The organism is Nocardioides marmotae, from assembly GCF_013177455.1.
GTDB classification, from domain to species: Bacteria; Actinomycetota; Actinomycetes; order Propionibacteriales; family Nocardioidaceae; genus Nocardioides; species Nocardioides marmotae.
In genome coordinates this window covers 1096607-1110959 of record NZ_CP053660.1, presented here as the reverse complement: position 1 = coordinate 1110959, position 14353 = coordinate 1096607, and the positions used below count along the sequence as shown (strand labels likewise).

Annotated in this window: 16 protein-coding genes; 6 read left to right on the top strand and 10 right to left on the bottom strand. The window is 73.8% G+C overall.

Annotated features, from left to right (window positions below):
* Positions 1 to 10: 10 nt before the first annotated feature.
* Positions 11 to 499: a MarR family winged helix-turn-helix transcriptional regulator gene (locus tag HPC71_RS05275; RefSeq protein ID WP_253943908.1), complete on the top strand. Its 489-nt coding sequence runs from the start codon at positions 11 to 13 to the stop codon at positions 497 to 499.
* Here HPC71_RS05275 and HPC71_RS05270 read toward each other — a convergent pair.
* Genes HPC71_RS05270 through HPC71_RS05260 form a run of 3 tightly spaced genes read right to left on the bottom strand, consistent with a single transcriptional unit; the run spans position 429 to position 2545 of the window.
* On the bottom strand, positions 429 to 767 hold the full coding sequence (locus HPC71_RS05270) for a hypothetical protein (RefSeq protein WP_154614072.1): 339 nt from the start codon (positions 765 to 767) through the stop codon (positions 429 to 431). The genes HPC71_RS05275 and HPC71_RS05270 overlap by 71 nt on opposite strands.
* The gene (locus tag HPC71_RS05265) at positions 764 to 2347 is read right to left on the bottom strand and encodes a leucyl aminopeptidase family protein (RefSeq protein ID WP_171896232.1); all 1584 of its coding nucleotides are present in this window, start codon (positions 2345 to 2347) and stop codon (positions 764 to 766) included. Before HPC71_RS05265 ends, HPC71_RS05270 begins: the two co-directional genes overlap by 4 nt.
* Before the next feature lie 30 nt (positions 2348 to 2377).
* Positions 2378 to 2545, bottom strand: a complete 168-nt coding sequence (locus tag HPC71_RS05260) for a DUF3117 domain-containing protein (protein ID WP_154614071.1) — start codon at positions 2543 to 2545, stop codon at positions 2378 to 2380.
* Between the two features lie 182 nt (positions 2546 to 2727).
* Between HPC71_RS05260 and HPC71_RS05255 the strand changes: the two genes are divergently transcribed.
* Positions 2728 to 3522: a PaaX family transcriptional regulator gene (locus tag HPC71_RS05255; protein ID WP_154614070.1), complete on the top strand. Its 795-nt coding sequence runs from the start codon at positions 2728 to 2730 to the stop codon at positions 3520 to 3522.
* The gene (locus HPC71_RS05250; protein WP_154614069.1) at positions 3519 to 4340 is read left to right on the top strand and encodes an enoyl-CoA hydratase-related protein; all 822 of its coding nucleotides are present in this window, start codon (positions 3519 to 3521) and stop codon (positions 4338 to 4340) included. Before HPC71_RS05255 ends, HPC71_RS05250 begins: the two co-directional genes overlap by 4 nt.
* A 19-nt stretch (positions 4341 to 4359) precedes the next feature.
* On the opposite strand, the gene HPC71_RS05245 is transcribed toward HPC71_RS05250, so the two are convergent.
* The 5 genes from HPC71_RS05245 to dapE are packed head-to-tail and all read right to left on the bottom strand — an operon-like array spanning position 4360 to position 7766.
* Positions 4360 to 5142 (bottom strand): M14 family zinc carboxypeptidase, encoded by a 783-nt coding sequence (locus tag HPC71_RS05245; RefSeq protein WP_154614068.1) that lies wholly within the window; start codon positions 5140 to 5142, stop codon positions 4360 to 4362.
* 1 nt (position 5143) lies between these two features.
* Positions 5144 to 5569, bottom strand: a complete 426-nt coding sequence (locus HPC71_RS05240; RefSeq protein ID WP_154614067.1) for a hypothetical protein — start codon at positions 5567 to 5569, stop codon at positions 5144 to 5146.
* 15 nt (positions 5570 to 5584) lie between these two features.
* Positions 5585 to 5932 carry a DivIVA domain-containing protein gene (locus HPC71_RS05235; RefSeq protein ID WP_230084069.1) on the bottom strand — a complete coding sequence of 116 codons (348 nt, stop codon included), beginning with the start codon at positions 5930 to 5932 and terminating at the stop codon, positions 5585 to 5587.
* Positions 5929 to 6660, bottom strand: a complete 732-nt coding sequence (locus HPC71_RS05230; RefSeq protein ID WP_154614066.1) for an LOG family protein — start codon at positions 6658 to 6660, stop codon at positions 5929 to 5931. The genes HPC71_RS05235 and HPC71_RS05230 overlap by 4 nt, the downstream gene beginning before the upstream one ends.
* Positions 6657 to 7766, bottom strand: coding sequence for a succinyl-diaminopimelate desuccinylase (gene dapE / locus HPC71_RS05225; RefSeq protein WP_154614065.1), 1110 nt, complete (start codon positions 7764 to 7766; stop codon positions 6657 to 6659). Before dapE ends, HPC71_RS05230 begins: the two co-directional genes overlap by 4 nt.
* 94 nt (positions 7767 to 7860) lie before the next feature.
* Here dapE and HPC71_RS05220 point away from each other — a divergent pair, with 94 nt between their 5' ends.
* On the top strand, positions 7861 to 8712 hold the full coding sequence (locus HPC71_RS05220) for an LLM class F420-dependent oxidoreductase (protein WP_154614064.1): 852 nt from the start codon (positions 7861 to 7863) through the stop codon (positions 8710 to 8712).
* Positions 8713 to 8951: 239 nt separating this feature from the next.
* Here the strand turns inward: HPC71_RS05220 and ileS are convergent, their stop codons facing one another.
* A complete protein-coding gene (gene ileS / locus HPC71_RS05215; protein ID WP_154613975.1) occupies positions 8952 to 12188 on the bottom strand; it encodes an isoleucine--tRNA ligase in 3237 nt (1078 codons plus the stop codon).
* A gap of 454 nt (positions 12189 to 12642) precedes the next feature.
* Here ileS and HPC71_RS05210 point away from each other — a divergent pair, with 454 nt between their 5' ends.
* The gene (locus HPC71_RS05210; protein ID WP_154613974.1) at positions 12643 to 13290 is read left to right on the top strand and encodes a PepSY domain-containing protein; all 648 of its coding nucleotides are present in this window, start codon (positions 12643 to 12645) and stop codon (positions 13288 to 13290) included.
* 27 nt (positions 13291 to 13317) lie between these two features.
* On the opposite strand, the gene HPC71_RS05205 is transcribed toward HPC71_RS05210, so the two are convergent.
* Positions 13318 to 13671 carry a DNA polymerase ligase N-terminal domain-containing protein gene (locus HPC71_RS05205; RefSeq protein ID WP_154613973.1) on the bottom strand — a complete coding sequence of 118 codons (354 nt, stop codon included), beginning with the start codon at positions 13669 to 13671 and terminating at the stop codon, positions 13318 to 13320.
* 96 nt (positions 13672 to 13767) lie between these two features.
* Here HPC71_RS05205 and HPC71_RS05200 point away from each other — a divergent pair, with 96 nt between their 5' ends.
* Complete coding sequence (locus HPC71_RS05200) at positions 13768 to 14304, top strand: mycothiol transferase (RefSeq protein ID WP_154613972.1); 537 nt, start codon at positions 13768 to 13770, stop codon at positions 14302 to 14304.
* The last annotated feature ends 49 nt before the right edge of the window (positions 14305 to 14353 follow it).

Genomic DNA, 14353 nt, shown 5'->3' with positions numbered 1-14353 from the left:
GGTGAGACAAGTGCCGGAACCCCGCTCCCTCCTGGTGCCGCTCCGCGACCTCGTCGAGTCGGCGGTGCGGATGAGGCACACCATCGCCCGGGCCGCCGGGTTGGGCGAGCACGAGATGGTCGCGCTGCAGCACCTGGGCCGCCGTCCGATCGGCCCGGCGGAGCTCTCCCGCCTGCTGGGCGTCTCCACCGCGGCGGCCACGGGCATCGCCGACCGGCTCGAGGCGCACGGTCACGTCGTGCGCCGCGCGCACGACGTGGACCGCCGGCGCACCGAGCTGCACCTGACCGACGCCGGCCGGCAGGAGGTCCTCGCCCACCTCGCGCCGATGCTCACCGCGCTGCGGGCGCTGGACGAGGAGTTCGACGAGGAGGAGAAGGCGGTGATCGAGCGCTACCTGGCCGGCGCGAGCGCCGCGCTGCAGGAGGTCACCCGCGAGGCGTCGCCTGGAACCCTTCCCAGCCCTCGGCGACCGCCACGACGTCCCACGCCTCGATGAGCACCGGCGGCTCCCCGACGATCCGGGAGCCCGGGACGTCGGCCGCCTCGGCGGTGAACTCCTCCTGGAACGCCGCCCGCGCCTCGTCGGTGGCGAAGAGGTAGAGCCCCTCGAACCACTCCCCCGGGCGCACCCGCCAGGTCTTGAACCGCAGCCCGGCCATGCCGGTGAACCGCGCGTGCGAGGTCTCGGCGACGTACGCCGCCAGCCGCTCCTCGGTGCCCTCGGGCGCGTCGGCGAGCGACCAGCGGATGCTCAGCCCCTTCACGAGCCCGCCACGATCCCGTCGAGCGGCGCCTCGCCGCCGAGCCAGGCCAGCAGCGCCCGAGCGCCGAACCCGGTCGGCCCCTCGGTCCACTCATCCATCTCGGCCGGGGCGTCGCCGACCGAGGCCACGTCGAGGTGGGCCCACGGCACGTCGCCGACGAAGTGCTGGAGGAACAGCGCGGCGGTGATCGCCCCGGGCCCGCCCGCGCCGTTGTCGGCGTCGGCGACCTTCGAGGCCAGCTTGTCCTCGTAGACCGCGGCCAGCGGCATCCGCCACAGCGGCTCCCCCGCGGCCTCGCCGGCCGCGGCGATGGCGGCGGCGAGCACCTCGCGGTTGGCGAAGAATCCGCCGACCTGCTGGCCGAGCGCGACCTTCATCGCCCCGGTGAGCGTGGCGACGTCGACGACGACCGCCGGGTCGAGCTCGGCGACGGCGTAGGCCAGCGCGTCGGCCATGACCACGCGGCCCTCGGCGTCGGTGTTGGTGATCTCGGTGGTGCGCCCGCCCCAGTGCCGCACGACGTCGCCGGGACGCAGCGCGTTGCCGGAGACGGCGTTCTCGGCCATGGGGACCAGGCCGACGACGCGGACCGGGCAGCCGACGTCGGCGAGCGCGGCCATCGTGGCCAGCACGACGGCGCCGCCGGTCATGTCGCGCTTCATGTTCGTCATGGCCTGGGCGGGCTTGATGGACAGGCCGCCGGTGTCGAAGGTGATGCCCTTGCCGACGAGCACGACGGTGGGCGTGCCGCGACCCGCGAGGGGCGGGGTGTACTCCAGCTGGACCAGTCGCGGCGGCGTCGCCGAGGCCTGGCCGACGCCGAGGATGCCGCCGAAGCCCTCCTCGGCGAGCTGCTGCTCGTCCCAGACGCGGAAGCCGAGGCCGGCCTCGCCGGCGACGCGGCGGGCCTCCTCGGCCAGCCAGACCGGGTTCTTCAGGTTCGAGGGGACCGTGGCGAGGGTCCGCGCGCGCCAGCCGGCGCCCGCGACCGCACGCGCCCGGTCCAGCGCGGCGTCGTACGCCGCCGGCTCGAGCGCCGCCAGCACGACCTGCTCCGCCGGCAGTCGCTCCGGGCCGGTCGAGCGCCAGGAGAAGCCGAAGGAGGCCAGCACGAAGCCGACGACGAAGGGCTCGAGGCCGTGGTCGGGGTCGAGCGCGGGGACCGTCGTGGCGACGGTCGAGGTGTCGGGCGAGGTGTCGGTGACCGCGCGGGCCAGCGCGGCGCCGGCCTTGCGGAAGTCGGCCGGCCGCTGCTCGCCGACGCCGACGAGGAGGACCCGTCGCAGCGCGGGCTGGTCGGGCGTGCCGAGCGGGACGGGGTAGGTCACGACCTGCCCCGCGCGACCGGTGGCCCGCTCGGACTCCAGCAGCGCGAGCAGGTCGACGCCGAGCCGGTCGGTGACCTCCTCGGCGCCGGGGCCGAGGAGCGGCGCGGCGCCGTCCCCCTCACCGGGCAGGACCGGCAGCGCCACCACGTCCGCGCCGTCGACCGCGAGCGGCCGCTCCGCGCTCAGCGCGAACCGGGGCGGGGAGACCTGCGGCGGGAGGGTGGGGTGGGCTGGGTGCTCGGTGGGGGGCACGACGCGGCGCGTGATGAGTCGTTGCCGGCGTCAGCCGACGACGGCCTTGAGGGCGTCGCCCAGGGCGCCGGCCTCGTCTGCATTGAGCTCGACGACGAGACGTCCTCCGCCCTCGAGCGGGACGCGCATGACGATGCCGCGACCTTCCTTGGTGACCTCGAGCGGACCGTCACCCGTCCGCGGCTTCATTGCCGCCATCCCGGCACCTCTTCTCGTCTAGCGTCCTGGCACCGACGAGGTCCAGGCGCCCCGCCAGCCGTGTGATGTCCATTATCCCCTATCCGCGGGCATCGCGTGACCGGTCCCCACACCTCGGGCCTCCGGGCGCTGTCCCGACCGCTGTCCCGGCGGCCGTCGGCGGACGGTGGCAGACTCCGGCCATGCGCGCGCGGTCGGCTCTCTTCGACCTCTACGGCGACCACCTCCGCGCCCGGGGTTCCCAGGCCCCGGTCGCCGCGCTGGTGCGCCTGCTCGCGCCGGTCGGCATCGCCGCGCCCGCCGTCCGGACCGCCATCTCGCGGATGGTCATCCAGGGCTGGCTGGAGCCGGTCGCGCTGCCCGAGGGCCGGGGCTACCGCGCGAGCGAGCAGGCCACCCGCCGCCTCGACGAGGCCCGGGAGCGGATCTACCGGCGGCGCGAGGAGCCGTGGGACGGGCACTGGCACCTGGTCCTGCTCACCCCGCCGGGCGACCGGAGCGCGCGGGTCCGGCTCCGGGCCGACCTCGCCTACCTGGGCTACGCCGAGCTGTCCGACGCCGTGTGGATCGGCCCGGTCGCCAGCCCCGAGCTCGCCGGCGTCCTGGTCCGGGCCGGCGCCAGCGCGCGGACCGCCCACGCCCGCGACGTCGACCCCCCGCCGGTCGAGGCGTGGGACCTGCCGGCGCTCCGGGCGTCGTACGACGGGTGGCCGGGCGTGGCGCGCGACCTGGTCGCCCGGCACCTCGCGGCCCCCGGCGACCCGGACCGGGCGGCCTTCGCGGCCCGGTTCCACCTGGTGCACGAGTGGCGCAAGTTCCTCTTCGCCGACCCGGGCCTGCCGGCGGAGGTGCTGCCGCCGGACTGGCCGCGGGCGGCCGCGGCCCGGCACTTCGCGGTCGAGGCCGACCGGCTCAAGCCCGCCGCGGACCGATTCGTGGCCGGGTGCCTCCCGGGCGCGGCAGACTGCCGCCCATGACCGCCGCGAACCTCACCCCCGACGCGCAGAACGCGCCCGTGCTCCTCGACGTCTCCGAGGGCGTCGGCACCATCACCCTCAACCGGCCCGACGCGATGAACAGCCTCGACGTGGCGACCAAGGTGCTGCTGCGCGAGGTCGTCCGGCAGGTCGCCGAGGACCCCGCGGTGCGGTGCGTGCTGCTCACCGGCACCGGTCGGGCCTTCTGCACCGGCCAGGACCTCAAGGAGCACGTGCAGCTGCTCCACAACGGCGGGAGCGAGGCGCTCTTCTCCACCGTCGACGAGCACTACAACCCGATCGTCACCACCCTGGCGGGCATGGCCAAGCCCGTCGTCGCCGCAGTCAACGGGGTCGCGGCCGGCGCCGGGGCGAGCCTGGCCTTCGCCTGCGACCTGCGCCTGGTCGCCGAGACCGCCGGGTTCAACCTGGCCTTCGCCAACGTCGGCCTGTCCTGCGACACCGGCGCGAGCTACCACCTGCCGCAGCTCGTCGGCCGCGCCAAGGCGCTCGAGCTGCTCTACCTGCCGCGCACGGTCCCCGCGGCCGAGGCGCTCGAGCTCGGGCTCGCCACCTCGCTGCACTCCCCCGAGACCCTCGCGCAGGAGGCGCGCGCCCTCGCCGTCCGCCTGGCCGCGGGCCCGACGGTCGCGCTGGGCTCGATCCGCCGCTCGGTGGCGTACGCCGCCGGGCACACCTTCGAGGAGGCCGTGGCCTTCGAGTCCTCGATGATGCAGCTCACCGGCGCGACCCAGGACCACCGCTCGGCGGTCGACGCGTTCGTCGCCAAGCAGAAGCCGGTCTTCGAGGGCCGCTGACCGCGCGCTCGAGCGGGGCTCAGGACTCCCAGTCCAGGTGCGCCCGATAGGCGTCGAAGACCGCCAGCACCTGGTCGGGCACGACCGTGCGCAGCCGGCGCCGCGACGGCTTCGCGCCGTACTCCACCGTGACCGCGGCGCCGGCGAACCGGTCGTTGAACCAGCCGGTCATCGTGCCGTGGCAGACCCCGCCGCAGTCGAAGGTCTTGCGCGGGAGACCGAGGTGGCGCGCGACCGTGCGGGCGAAGCGCGGCCGCTTGGTGTCGGTGTCGACGCCGTGCAGCGGCTGGTGGAAGCTGAGCAGCCGGTCGGGGCGCACGTCGTCGAGGAAGGCCATCATCGCCTTCGTCTCCGGCTCCGAGGCCGCCTTCGGGCCCGACTCGTAGCGGCCGTCGAGGTCCGCCCACCGGTAGGGGTAGTTGCGGTTGAGGTCGACGCCGCGGGCGTTGCGGCGGGTGCCGGCGGCGAGGCCGTCGGGGTTGTAGGTCGGCACCACCCACAGGTCGACGCCGACCACCGGGTCGCCGTCACGCAGCGAGCGCAGGATGTGGCGGGTGGCCGGCTCGTCGCCGTGCATCGTCGAGATCAGCACGACGGTCGGGACGCCGGGGCCCCCCGGCTCGCCGAGGTGCCAGGCGACGATGTCGCGGCCCTCGACCGAGGTGCCGAGGACGCGCTTGCCGACGACCGCGGGCCGCTCGGCCGCCGCCTTCTCCGGCGCGGCCGCCGGCGCGGCGGGAGCGGTCGTCGCCGTGGTCAGGACCGCCGCGAGGCCGACGACGGCGGCGAGCAGGCGGCGCACCTCAGACCACCGAGGTGAGGTAGGCCCAGGTGAAGACGCAGACCCCCGCGGCCGTGCCGAGGTGGGCGAGGAGGGAGAGCGCCGGGCCACCCGACCAGGAGTCCTCGGCGCCGGCGGAGGCGTGGCGCCCGCTGCTCGGCAGCCAGCGCAGCAGGATGCCGATGCCGGCGACCACGACCAGCCACCAGAACCCCAGGCCCACGATGCCGACGGTGTCGCCGCCCAGCGCGGTGTCGGCGGGCGCGACGAGGAAGACCGTCCAGATGACGAGCGCGGCGATCCCGGCACCGGTGTGCAGGTCCAGCAGCCGGCGGGCCACCCGGGTGCGGCCGGCCGCGTCGTCCGCGCGCAGGCGCAGACGCGTCAGCGCGACCACGACCAGCCCGAGGGCAGTCAGGACGTAGACGACGGCGACCTCGCTCGACACGCGGCGCAGTCTGCCTTACGGCTCCCGGGCCTCGCCACGGGCCTCGCCACGGGCCTCACCAGGGGCCTCACCCCGGGCCCCATCACCGGCCTCACCCCGGGTCTCCGTGGCCTCCGCCGCCAGCGCCTCCTGCTCGCGCGCCAGCCGGTCCAGGAGCGCGTCCACGTCGGCCATCCGGTAGCCGCGGAACGCCAGCGGGAACCGGACCCGGCGCAGGTCCTCGGCGGCCAGCGGGCGGTCGGTCGGCAGGTCGAGGGGGATCCGGTCGTGCTCGGGCTCGCTCATCGGCGTGCCGCGCCCGGCGGCGACCGCCGCGATGCCGCCCATCACCAGGACGACCAGGATCGCGAAGAACCACATCATCGGTCGCGGCCCTCCCGTGCGGCGCGCATGATCGCCACGACCTCGTCGACGTCGTCGGTCAGCGTGAGCATGTCGAGGTCCTCCTCGGCGATCTTCCCCTCGCCGGCGACGGTGTCGCGCAACCAGTCCAGCAGCCCGCTCCAGTAGGCCGTGCCGACCAGCACGATCGGGAAGCTGGTCACCTTGCGCGTCTGGACGAGGGTCATCGCCTCGAACAGCTCATCGAGGGTGCCGACGCCGCCGGGCAGCACGGCGAAGCCCTGGGAGTACTTCACGAACATCGTCTTGCGGGCGAAGAAGTAGCGGAAGTTGATGCCGACGTCGGCCCACTCGTTGAGCCCGGCCTCGAAGGGCAGCTCGATGCCGAGGCCGACGCTCACGCCGCCGGCCTGGCTGGCGCCCCGGTTGGCCGCCTCCATCGCCCCCGGCCCGCCTCCGGTGATCACCGCGAACCCGGCCTCGGCGAGGCGGCGGCCGAGCTGCTCGGCCGCGGCGTACGCCGGGTCGTCGGTGGCCGTGCGGGCCGACCCGAAGACCGCGATCGCCGGGCCGAGCTCGGCCAGCGCGCCGAACCCCTCGACGAACTCGGCCTGGATCCGCAGGACGCGCCACGGGTCGGTGTGCACCCACCCGCTGTCGCTGCGGGAGTCCAGCAGGTGCTGGTCGGTGGTGCTCCCGTCGACCTGGCCGCGCCGCTGGATGATCGGGCCCTTGAACTTCGACCTCATGCGTCCCCCTCCCCCGTTCCGTGGCCTGTCGGCTCGGCGGGGTCCTGCCCGGTCAGCCAGGCGTAGAGCTGCCGCTCGCAGCGCTCGATGTGCTCGACCGGCACGTGCTCGTCCTGCTTGTGGGCGAACAGCGGGTCGCCGGGGCCGAAGTTGACCGCGGGCACGCCGAGCGCGGTGAACCGGGCGACGTCGGTCCAGCCGAACTTCGGCGCGACCTGCCCGCCGACGGCCTCGACGAACGCGCGCGCGGCGGGCCGGTCGAGCCCCGGCAGGGCGCCCGGGGAGGTGTCGGTCAGCCGGACGTCGTACCCCTCGAAGAAGTCGCGGACGAACGCCTCGGCCTCGGCCTCGCTGCGGTCGGGCGCGAACCGGAAGTTGACGGTCACCACGCACTCGTCGGGCACGACGTTGCCGGCGACGCCGCCGGAGATGCCGACGGCGTTGAGGCCCTCGTGGTACTCCAGCCCGTCGATGACCGGCCGGCGCGGCTCGTAGGCGGCGAGCCGGTTGAGCACCTCCGCGGCGCCGTGGATCGCGTTGACGCCGCGCCAGGAGCGGGCGGAGTGGGCGCGCTCGCCGGTGGTGCGGACCTCGACGCGGAGCGTGCCCTGGCAGCCGGCCTCGACCGAGGCGTTGGAGGGCTCCATGAGGATCGCGAAGTCGGCGGCCATCAGGTCCGGCCGGGCCTCGGCGAGCAACCGGAGGCCGTTGTACGTCGCCTCGATCTCCTCGGCCTCGTAGAGGATGTAGGTCACGTCGCGCACGGGCTCGGGCACCGTGGCCGCGAGCCGCAGGATGACCGCGTCGCCGCCCTTCATGTCGCAGGTGCCGAGGCCGTGGAGCACGCCGTCCTCGAGCCGGCTGGGCAGGTTGTCGTTGACCGGGACGGTGTCGAGGTGGCCGGCGATGACCACCCGCTCGCCGCGACCGAGGTCGGTGCGGGCGACGACGGTGTGCCCGTGCCGGACGACCTCGAGGTGCGGGAGGTCGCGCAGCGCAGCCTCCACGGCGTCGGCGATCTCCGCCTCCTGGCGGCTCACCGACTCGATGTCGACGAGGGCCGCAGTCAGCGACACGGCGTCCAGCGAGAGGTCGAGGGTGGCCATGGGGTCATCCAACCAGCCGCCGCCGACCCTGCTGCCTGGACAGGTGTCCAGCGGAGGCTTCCCCGGCGAGTGGAACACGTTCTAGTCTCGGGGCATGCGCAACGGACTCGTCCTGTTCACCTCCGACCGCGGGATCACCCCCGCGGCCCTCGCGAAGGCCGGGGAGGAGCGCGGCTTCGACACGATCTACGTGCCCGAGCACACCCACATCCCGGTCAAGCGGACCGCCGCGCACCCCGGGACCGGCGACGAGACGCTGCCCGACGACCGCTACCTCCGCACGCTCGACCCCTGGATCTCGCTGGCCACCGCCGCCGCGGTCACCACGCGGATCCGGCTCTCCACCGCGGTCGCGCTGCCTGTCGAGTCCGACCCGATCACCCTGGCCAAGCAGGTCGCCACCCTCGACCACCTCTCCGGCGGCCGGGTCACCCTCGGCGCGGGCTTCGGGTGGAACACCGACGAGCTCGAGGACCACGGGGTCCCGCCGGGCCGGCGACGCACCGTCCTGCGCGAGTACGTCCAGGCGATGCGCGCGCTGTGGACCGAGGAGGAGGCGTCGTACGACGGGGAGTTCGTGTCGTTCGGGCCCTCCTGGGCCTACCCCAAGCCGGTCCAGGCGCACGTGCCGCTCATCATCGGCGCCGGCGGCGGACCCCAGACGTTCCGGTGGATCGCCGCGCACGCCGACGGCTGGATGACCACGCCGACCCAGCGCGACGTCCTGGCCAACATCGAGGCACTGAAGAAGGCCTGGGCCGAGGCCGGCCGCGACGGGCAGCCCGACATCCGCGTGCTCATCGCCTTCAAGCCCGACCCCGCCGACCTCGCCGCCTGGGCCGAGGCCGGCTGCACCGAGCTCATCTGGGGTGTGCCGGACCGGTCCGAGGCCGAGGTGCTCGCCAGCCTCGACCGGATGGCGGCGCGGCTCGGCCTTCCCGCCTGACTTCCACCCCACCCGCCCCCTCCCCCGCCGAGTGCTCACTTCCGGCGGGCCGAGTGCTCACTTCTGGCGGGCCGAGTGCTCACTTCTGGCGGGCCGAGTAGTCACATCCGGTGGGTCGAGTCGGCAGTTCTGGCGGGTGCCGTTCAGAACTGCCGACTCGACCGACCACAACCGCCGACTCGGCTGTCCAGAAGTGCCGACTCGGCGAGCCAGAAGTGCCGACTCGGCGGTTGAGGGAGTCAGGCCTTGGCGACCGTCACCTGGGGGTCGGCGGAGTCGGAGGGGGCGAGGTCGAGGGAGGTGGCCAGGGTCTCGGAGGTGAGCAGGTCGCGGTGGGTCTGCGCCGCGGCGAGCACGTCGGCCGGGCCGGCGACCGTGAGGGCGATCCGGTCGGAGACCTCCAGGCCGGCGTCGCGCCGGGCCTGCTGCACCTGGCGGACCAGGTCGCGGGCCAGGCCCTCGGCGGCCAGCTCGGGGGTCACCTCGGTGTCGAGCACGACGAACCCGCCGCTGCGCAGCACGCCGGTGGCCGAGCTCGCGTCGGCGGAGCCGGCGACGGTCTCCAGGGTGTACTCCCCCTCCTGCAGCGCCAGCCCGCCGGAGACGACGGTGCCGTCCTCGGCCACCGACCAGTCACCGCTCTTGGAGCCCTTGATCGCCCGCTGCACGTCCTTGCCGAGCCGCGGTCCGGCGGCGCGGGCGTTGACGGTCAGCTTCTGCTCCACGCCGTACGACGCCGCCTCCTCGGAGTCCGCGGCCAGCAGGCGCACCCGCTTGACGTTGACCTCGTCGGCGACGATCCCCTCGAACCCGCCGAGCGCGGCCGGGTCGTCGACGACCACGGTCAGCGTGGAGAGCGGCAGCCGGTTGCGCAGGCTGCCGGCCTTGCGCAGCGCGGACGTGGCCGAGCAGACCTCGCGGACCTGGTCCATCGCGGCCACGAGCGCGTCGTCGGCCGGGAGCGCCTCGACGTCGGGCCAGTCGGCCAGGTGCACCGAGCGCTCGCCGGTGAGCCCGCGCCAGACCTCCTCGGTGGTCAGCGGCAGCAGCGGGGCGATGGTCCGGCAGACCACCTCGAGCACCGTGTAGAGGGTGTCGAAGGCCTCGGTGGAGTCACCCCAGAAGCGGTCGCGCGAGCGCCGGATGTACCAGTTGGTGAGCACGTCGAGGAAGGACCGGGTCGTCTCGCACGCGTCGGCGACGGCGTACTCGTCGAGCTGGGTGGTCATCGTGGCGACGTACTGGCGCAGCTTGGCCAGCAGGTAGCGGTCGAGCGGGTCCTGGGAGTCGGTGGACCACCGGGCGTCGTACCCCTGGCCGTCGTTGGCGGCGTTGGCGTAGAGCTGGAAGAAGTACCAGCTGTTCCACAGCGGGATCATCACCTGGCGCACCGAGTCGCGGATGCCCTGCTCGGTGACGACCAGGTTCCCGCCGCGCAGGATCGGGCTGGACATCAGGAACCAGCGCATCGCGTCCGCGCCGTCGCGGTCGAAGACCTCGCTGACGTCGGGGTAGTTGCGCAGCGACTTGCTCATCTTGTTGCCGTCGCTGCCCAGCACGATGCCGTGGCTGATGCACGACTGGAAGGCCGGCTTGTCGAACAGCGCGGTCGCCAGGACGTGCAGGGTGTAGAACCAGCCGCGGGTCTGGCCGATGTACTCGACGATGAAGTCGCCGGGGAAGTGGCCCTTCTTCTCCGCCGTGCCGTCGAACCAGTCGGCGTTCTCGAACGGGTAGTGGTTCTGGGCGAAGCTCATCGAGCCGGAGTCGAACCAGACGTCGAGCACGTCGGTGACGCGCCGCATCATCGACTGCCCCTCCTCCGGCGAGCGCGGGTCGTCGGGGTTCGGGCGGACCAGCTGGTCGACGTAGGGGCGGTGCAGGTCCGGCTCGCCGTCCTTGTTGCGCGGCAGCGTGCCGAAGTCGCGCTCGAGCTCGGCGAAGGAGCCGTAGACGTCGATGCGGGGGTACGCCGGGTCGTCGCTCTTCCACACCGGGACCGGGCTGCCCCAGAACCGGTTGCGGGTGATCGACCAGTCGCGGGCGTTGGCCAGCCACTTGCCGAACTGGCCGTCCTTGATGTGCTCGGGCACCCAGCGGATCTGCTGGTTCAGCTCGAGCATCCGCTCCTTGATCGCGGTGACCTCGACGAACCACGAGGAGACGCCCTTGTAGATCAGCGGCTCGCGGCAGCGCCAGCAGTGCGGGTAGGAGTGGTCGTAGGTCTCGCGGCGCAGCAGCACCGTGCCCGGCGTGACCGACCCGATCGCCTCGCCCTGCTCCCCGCGCGTGGCGGCCTTGAGGTGGTCGAGGATGTGGAGGTTCGCGTCGAAGACCTGCATGCCGGCGTACTCCTCGACGGGGTGGGTGAACCGCCCGTCCTTGCCGACCGGCATCACCGGCTCGATGCCCTCGCGGTCGGTGACCTCCTTGTCGACCTCACCGAACGCGCCGGCGGTGTGGACCAGCCCGGTGCCGTCGGTGGTGGTGACCGCGTCGTCGGCCGCGACCACGCGGAAGGCGCGCTCGTGGCCGAGGTAGTAGGCGAACGGCGGGGTGTAGGTCAGGCCGAGCAGGTCGGTGCCCTTGCCGCGCCACACGACGTCCGGGCTCTCCCCGAGCTCCCGGGCGTACGACGCCAGGCGGGCCTCGGCGAGCACGTAGCGCACCCCGTCGGCCTCGACCGCGACGTAGTCGATCTCGGAGCCGACCATGACCGCGAGGTTGCTCGGCAGCGTCCACGGCGTGGTCGTCCAGACGAGCAGCTTGGCGCCCTTCAGCTCGCCCTCGGTGGTGATGTCGTAGCCGACGGTGACCGCCGGGTCCTGCCGGTTCTGGTAGACGTCGTCGTCCATGCGCAGCTCGTGGTTCGACAGCGGCGTCTCGTCGTTCCAGCAGTAGGGCAGGACGCGGAAGCCCTCGTAGACCAGGCCCTTGTCGTGCAGGCTCTTGAAGGCCCAGATGACCGACTCCATGTACTCGGGGTTCATGGTCCGGTAGTCGTGGTCGAAGTCGACCCAGCGCGCCTGGCGGGTGACGTAGTCGCGCCACTCGCCGGTGTACTTCATCACCGACTCGCGGCACGCCTCGTTGAACCGGTCGATGCCCATCTCGACGATCTCGTCGGTGGTCTTGATGCCGTTGAGGCGCATCGCCTCGAGCTCGGCGGGCAGGCCGTGGGTGTCCCAGCCGAAGCGGCGCTCGACGCGCTTGCCGCGCATCGTCTGGTAGCGCGGGACGATGTCCTTGACGTAGCCGGTGAGCAGGTGGCCGTAGTGCGGCAGGCCGTTGGCGAAGGGCGGGCCGTCGTAGAAGACGAACTCGTTGCCGCCGTCGGCGCCGGGATCGCGCTGGTCGATGCTGGCCTGGAAGGTGCCGTCGGCGTGCCAGTAGGCGAGCACCCGCTCCTCGATGGCCGGGAACTTCGGGCTCGCCGGCACGCCGGTCTCGGAGGTGGACACCTTCGGGTACGTCATCGTTGCTCCTGCAGCTCCGGGCTCTGGCCTTCTCGGGACTGCAGGGACGATCGTCACCGACCGCGGTACCACCCTGCTTGCCGCCCCGCTGCTGCTGGGCCGGCCGCTCATCTGGAGGCTGTGACGGGCCCACCCGTCCGGTTCTACTGAGGACTCGCGTCCCGTTCTTCCGGAGGCTCGCCGCTGATGACGGCTCGAACGCCTGTGGTCCCAGGGTAGGTCCTCCTCCTCGTTCGTGCACAACGGGTTCCCGGGGCGCGGCAGCCGCCGCCTCGTAGCTGGGGTAGTCCGTCACGCCTCGGCCCCTCCTGGTCCGGTTGAGGGCGCACTGGTGGCGGACTATCCCGCCAGGGGACCGGACCGGACCGGACCGGACGGGGTCAGGGCGGGCGTTGGGGCAGGGGTTTGGGCGCGCGGCAGACGATGGAGGTTTCCCCTCTCCCCCGGAGGCACGATGAGCATCCGACGTACGACCCGCACCGCCCGCACCTCAGCCCTGGCCGCACTGGTCGCGGCGCCGCTCCTCCTCGGGCTGGTCGCCTGCGGGGACGACGACAACGGCGACGACGCCACCGACACCTCGACCTCCGCCTCGCCGAGTGCCTCGCCGAGCACTTCCCCCAGCACCTCCCCGACCGACGCCCTGTCGACCGAGGCCTCGCCGACCGTCGCCGACGACGCGGTGGTGCTCGACGCCGCCGCGACCGCCGCCGGTGCGGTCCCGGGCGGACGACTCGTCTCCCTGGACCAGGAGCCGCGGGGATGGGAGGCCGAGGTCGTGGACGCCGGCGGCGCGCGCTTCGACCTGACCGTCGCCAGCGACGGCTCCCGCGTGACCGGCGACCCGGTCAAGGACCGCGAGGACGCCGAGGACCGCCAGGAGTGGAAGCGGCTGCTGGCCGAGGCCACGGTCGACCCCGCGGGCGCGGTCGAGGCGGCCCGGACCACGGTGCCGGACGGCGCGGTCACCGCCCTGGACCTGGAGTCGGGCGACCCGACGGCCGTCTGGGAGGTCGAGGTCGACGGGGAGCTCGCGACCGAGCAGACCGTCGCCGTCGACGCGGCGTCCGGCGAGGTGCTCCGGACCGAGGGCCAGGACTGACCGGCCAGGAACGAGCAGGTCAACCGCTCAGGGCTGCTCGCGCGTGAGGTGGAGCAGCCAGTCCCGGCCCCCGGCCCGCGAGGTGCGGATCAGCGCGTAGCGCCGGCTGCCGGCCTCCCCGTGCAGCACGAAGACGAAGCGCCGCTCGGTGCGGTCGACCAGCTCCCACCAGCCGTGGTCGGCGATGGCCTTGTCCTCGTCGGTGTACGCCGCGTGGTCGAGGTCGTGGTCGGGCACCTCCACGGCGAGCCGGTCGTGCCGGGGGTCGGTCGGGAGCCCCTTCGGCACCGCCCACGAGCGGAGCACCCCGTCCTCCTCGAGCCGCAGGTCGAGGTGGTGGCGGGGCTGCTGGTGCTCGTGGAGCACGAAGACCGGACGCATCGACAGCTCACCTCCCGGGCCCATGGTGGCCCACCGGCGCGGGCCGGGTCGTCCCGAAGGCTTGACCCGCACCGGTCGTGCTGCTCGGATGCGGAGATGAGTGACAGGTGGCTCGACCCCGCCGCGGACCCCCGCGACCTCTCCCCCTCACGCGGCGAGCAGGGGACGGTGCTGCAGTACTTGCGCAACTACCGCCTGACCTTCGAGCTGAAGTGCCAGGACCTCGACGCCGAGCAGATGGCCCGGCGCGCGGTGCCGCCCTCCACGCTCTCGCTGCTCGGCCTGCTGCGCCACCTCGCCCAGATGGAGCACCACTGGACGGTGCGGGTGCTGCGCGGCGTGGACACCCCCCAGCTCTACCGGACCCCCGAGGACCGGCAGGCCGACCTGCACGGCGGCAGCCCGGATCCGGCCGTGGTCGCGGAGGCCTGGGCGACCTGGCGACAGGTCGGCGCCGCGGCCGACGCGGTGTACGCCGCCGAGGACTGGGACCGCCTCCTCGACGATCCGGGCGCCCCGGAGGAGCGCACCGAGGTCCGCGACGTGATCGTGCACGTGCTGGAGGAGTACGCCCGCCACGTCGGGCACGCCGACCTGCTGCGCGAGTGCCTCGACGGGCGCACCGGGCAGTGAGCGGGCAGTGAGACAGCACTCGCCCCTGCCCGGCGTCGGCCGGACAGGG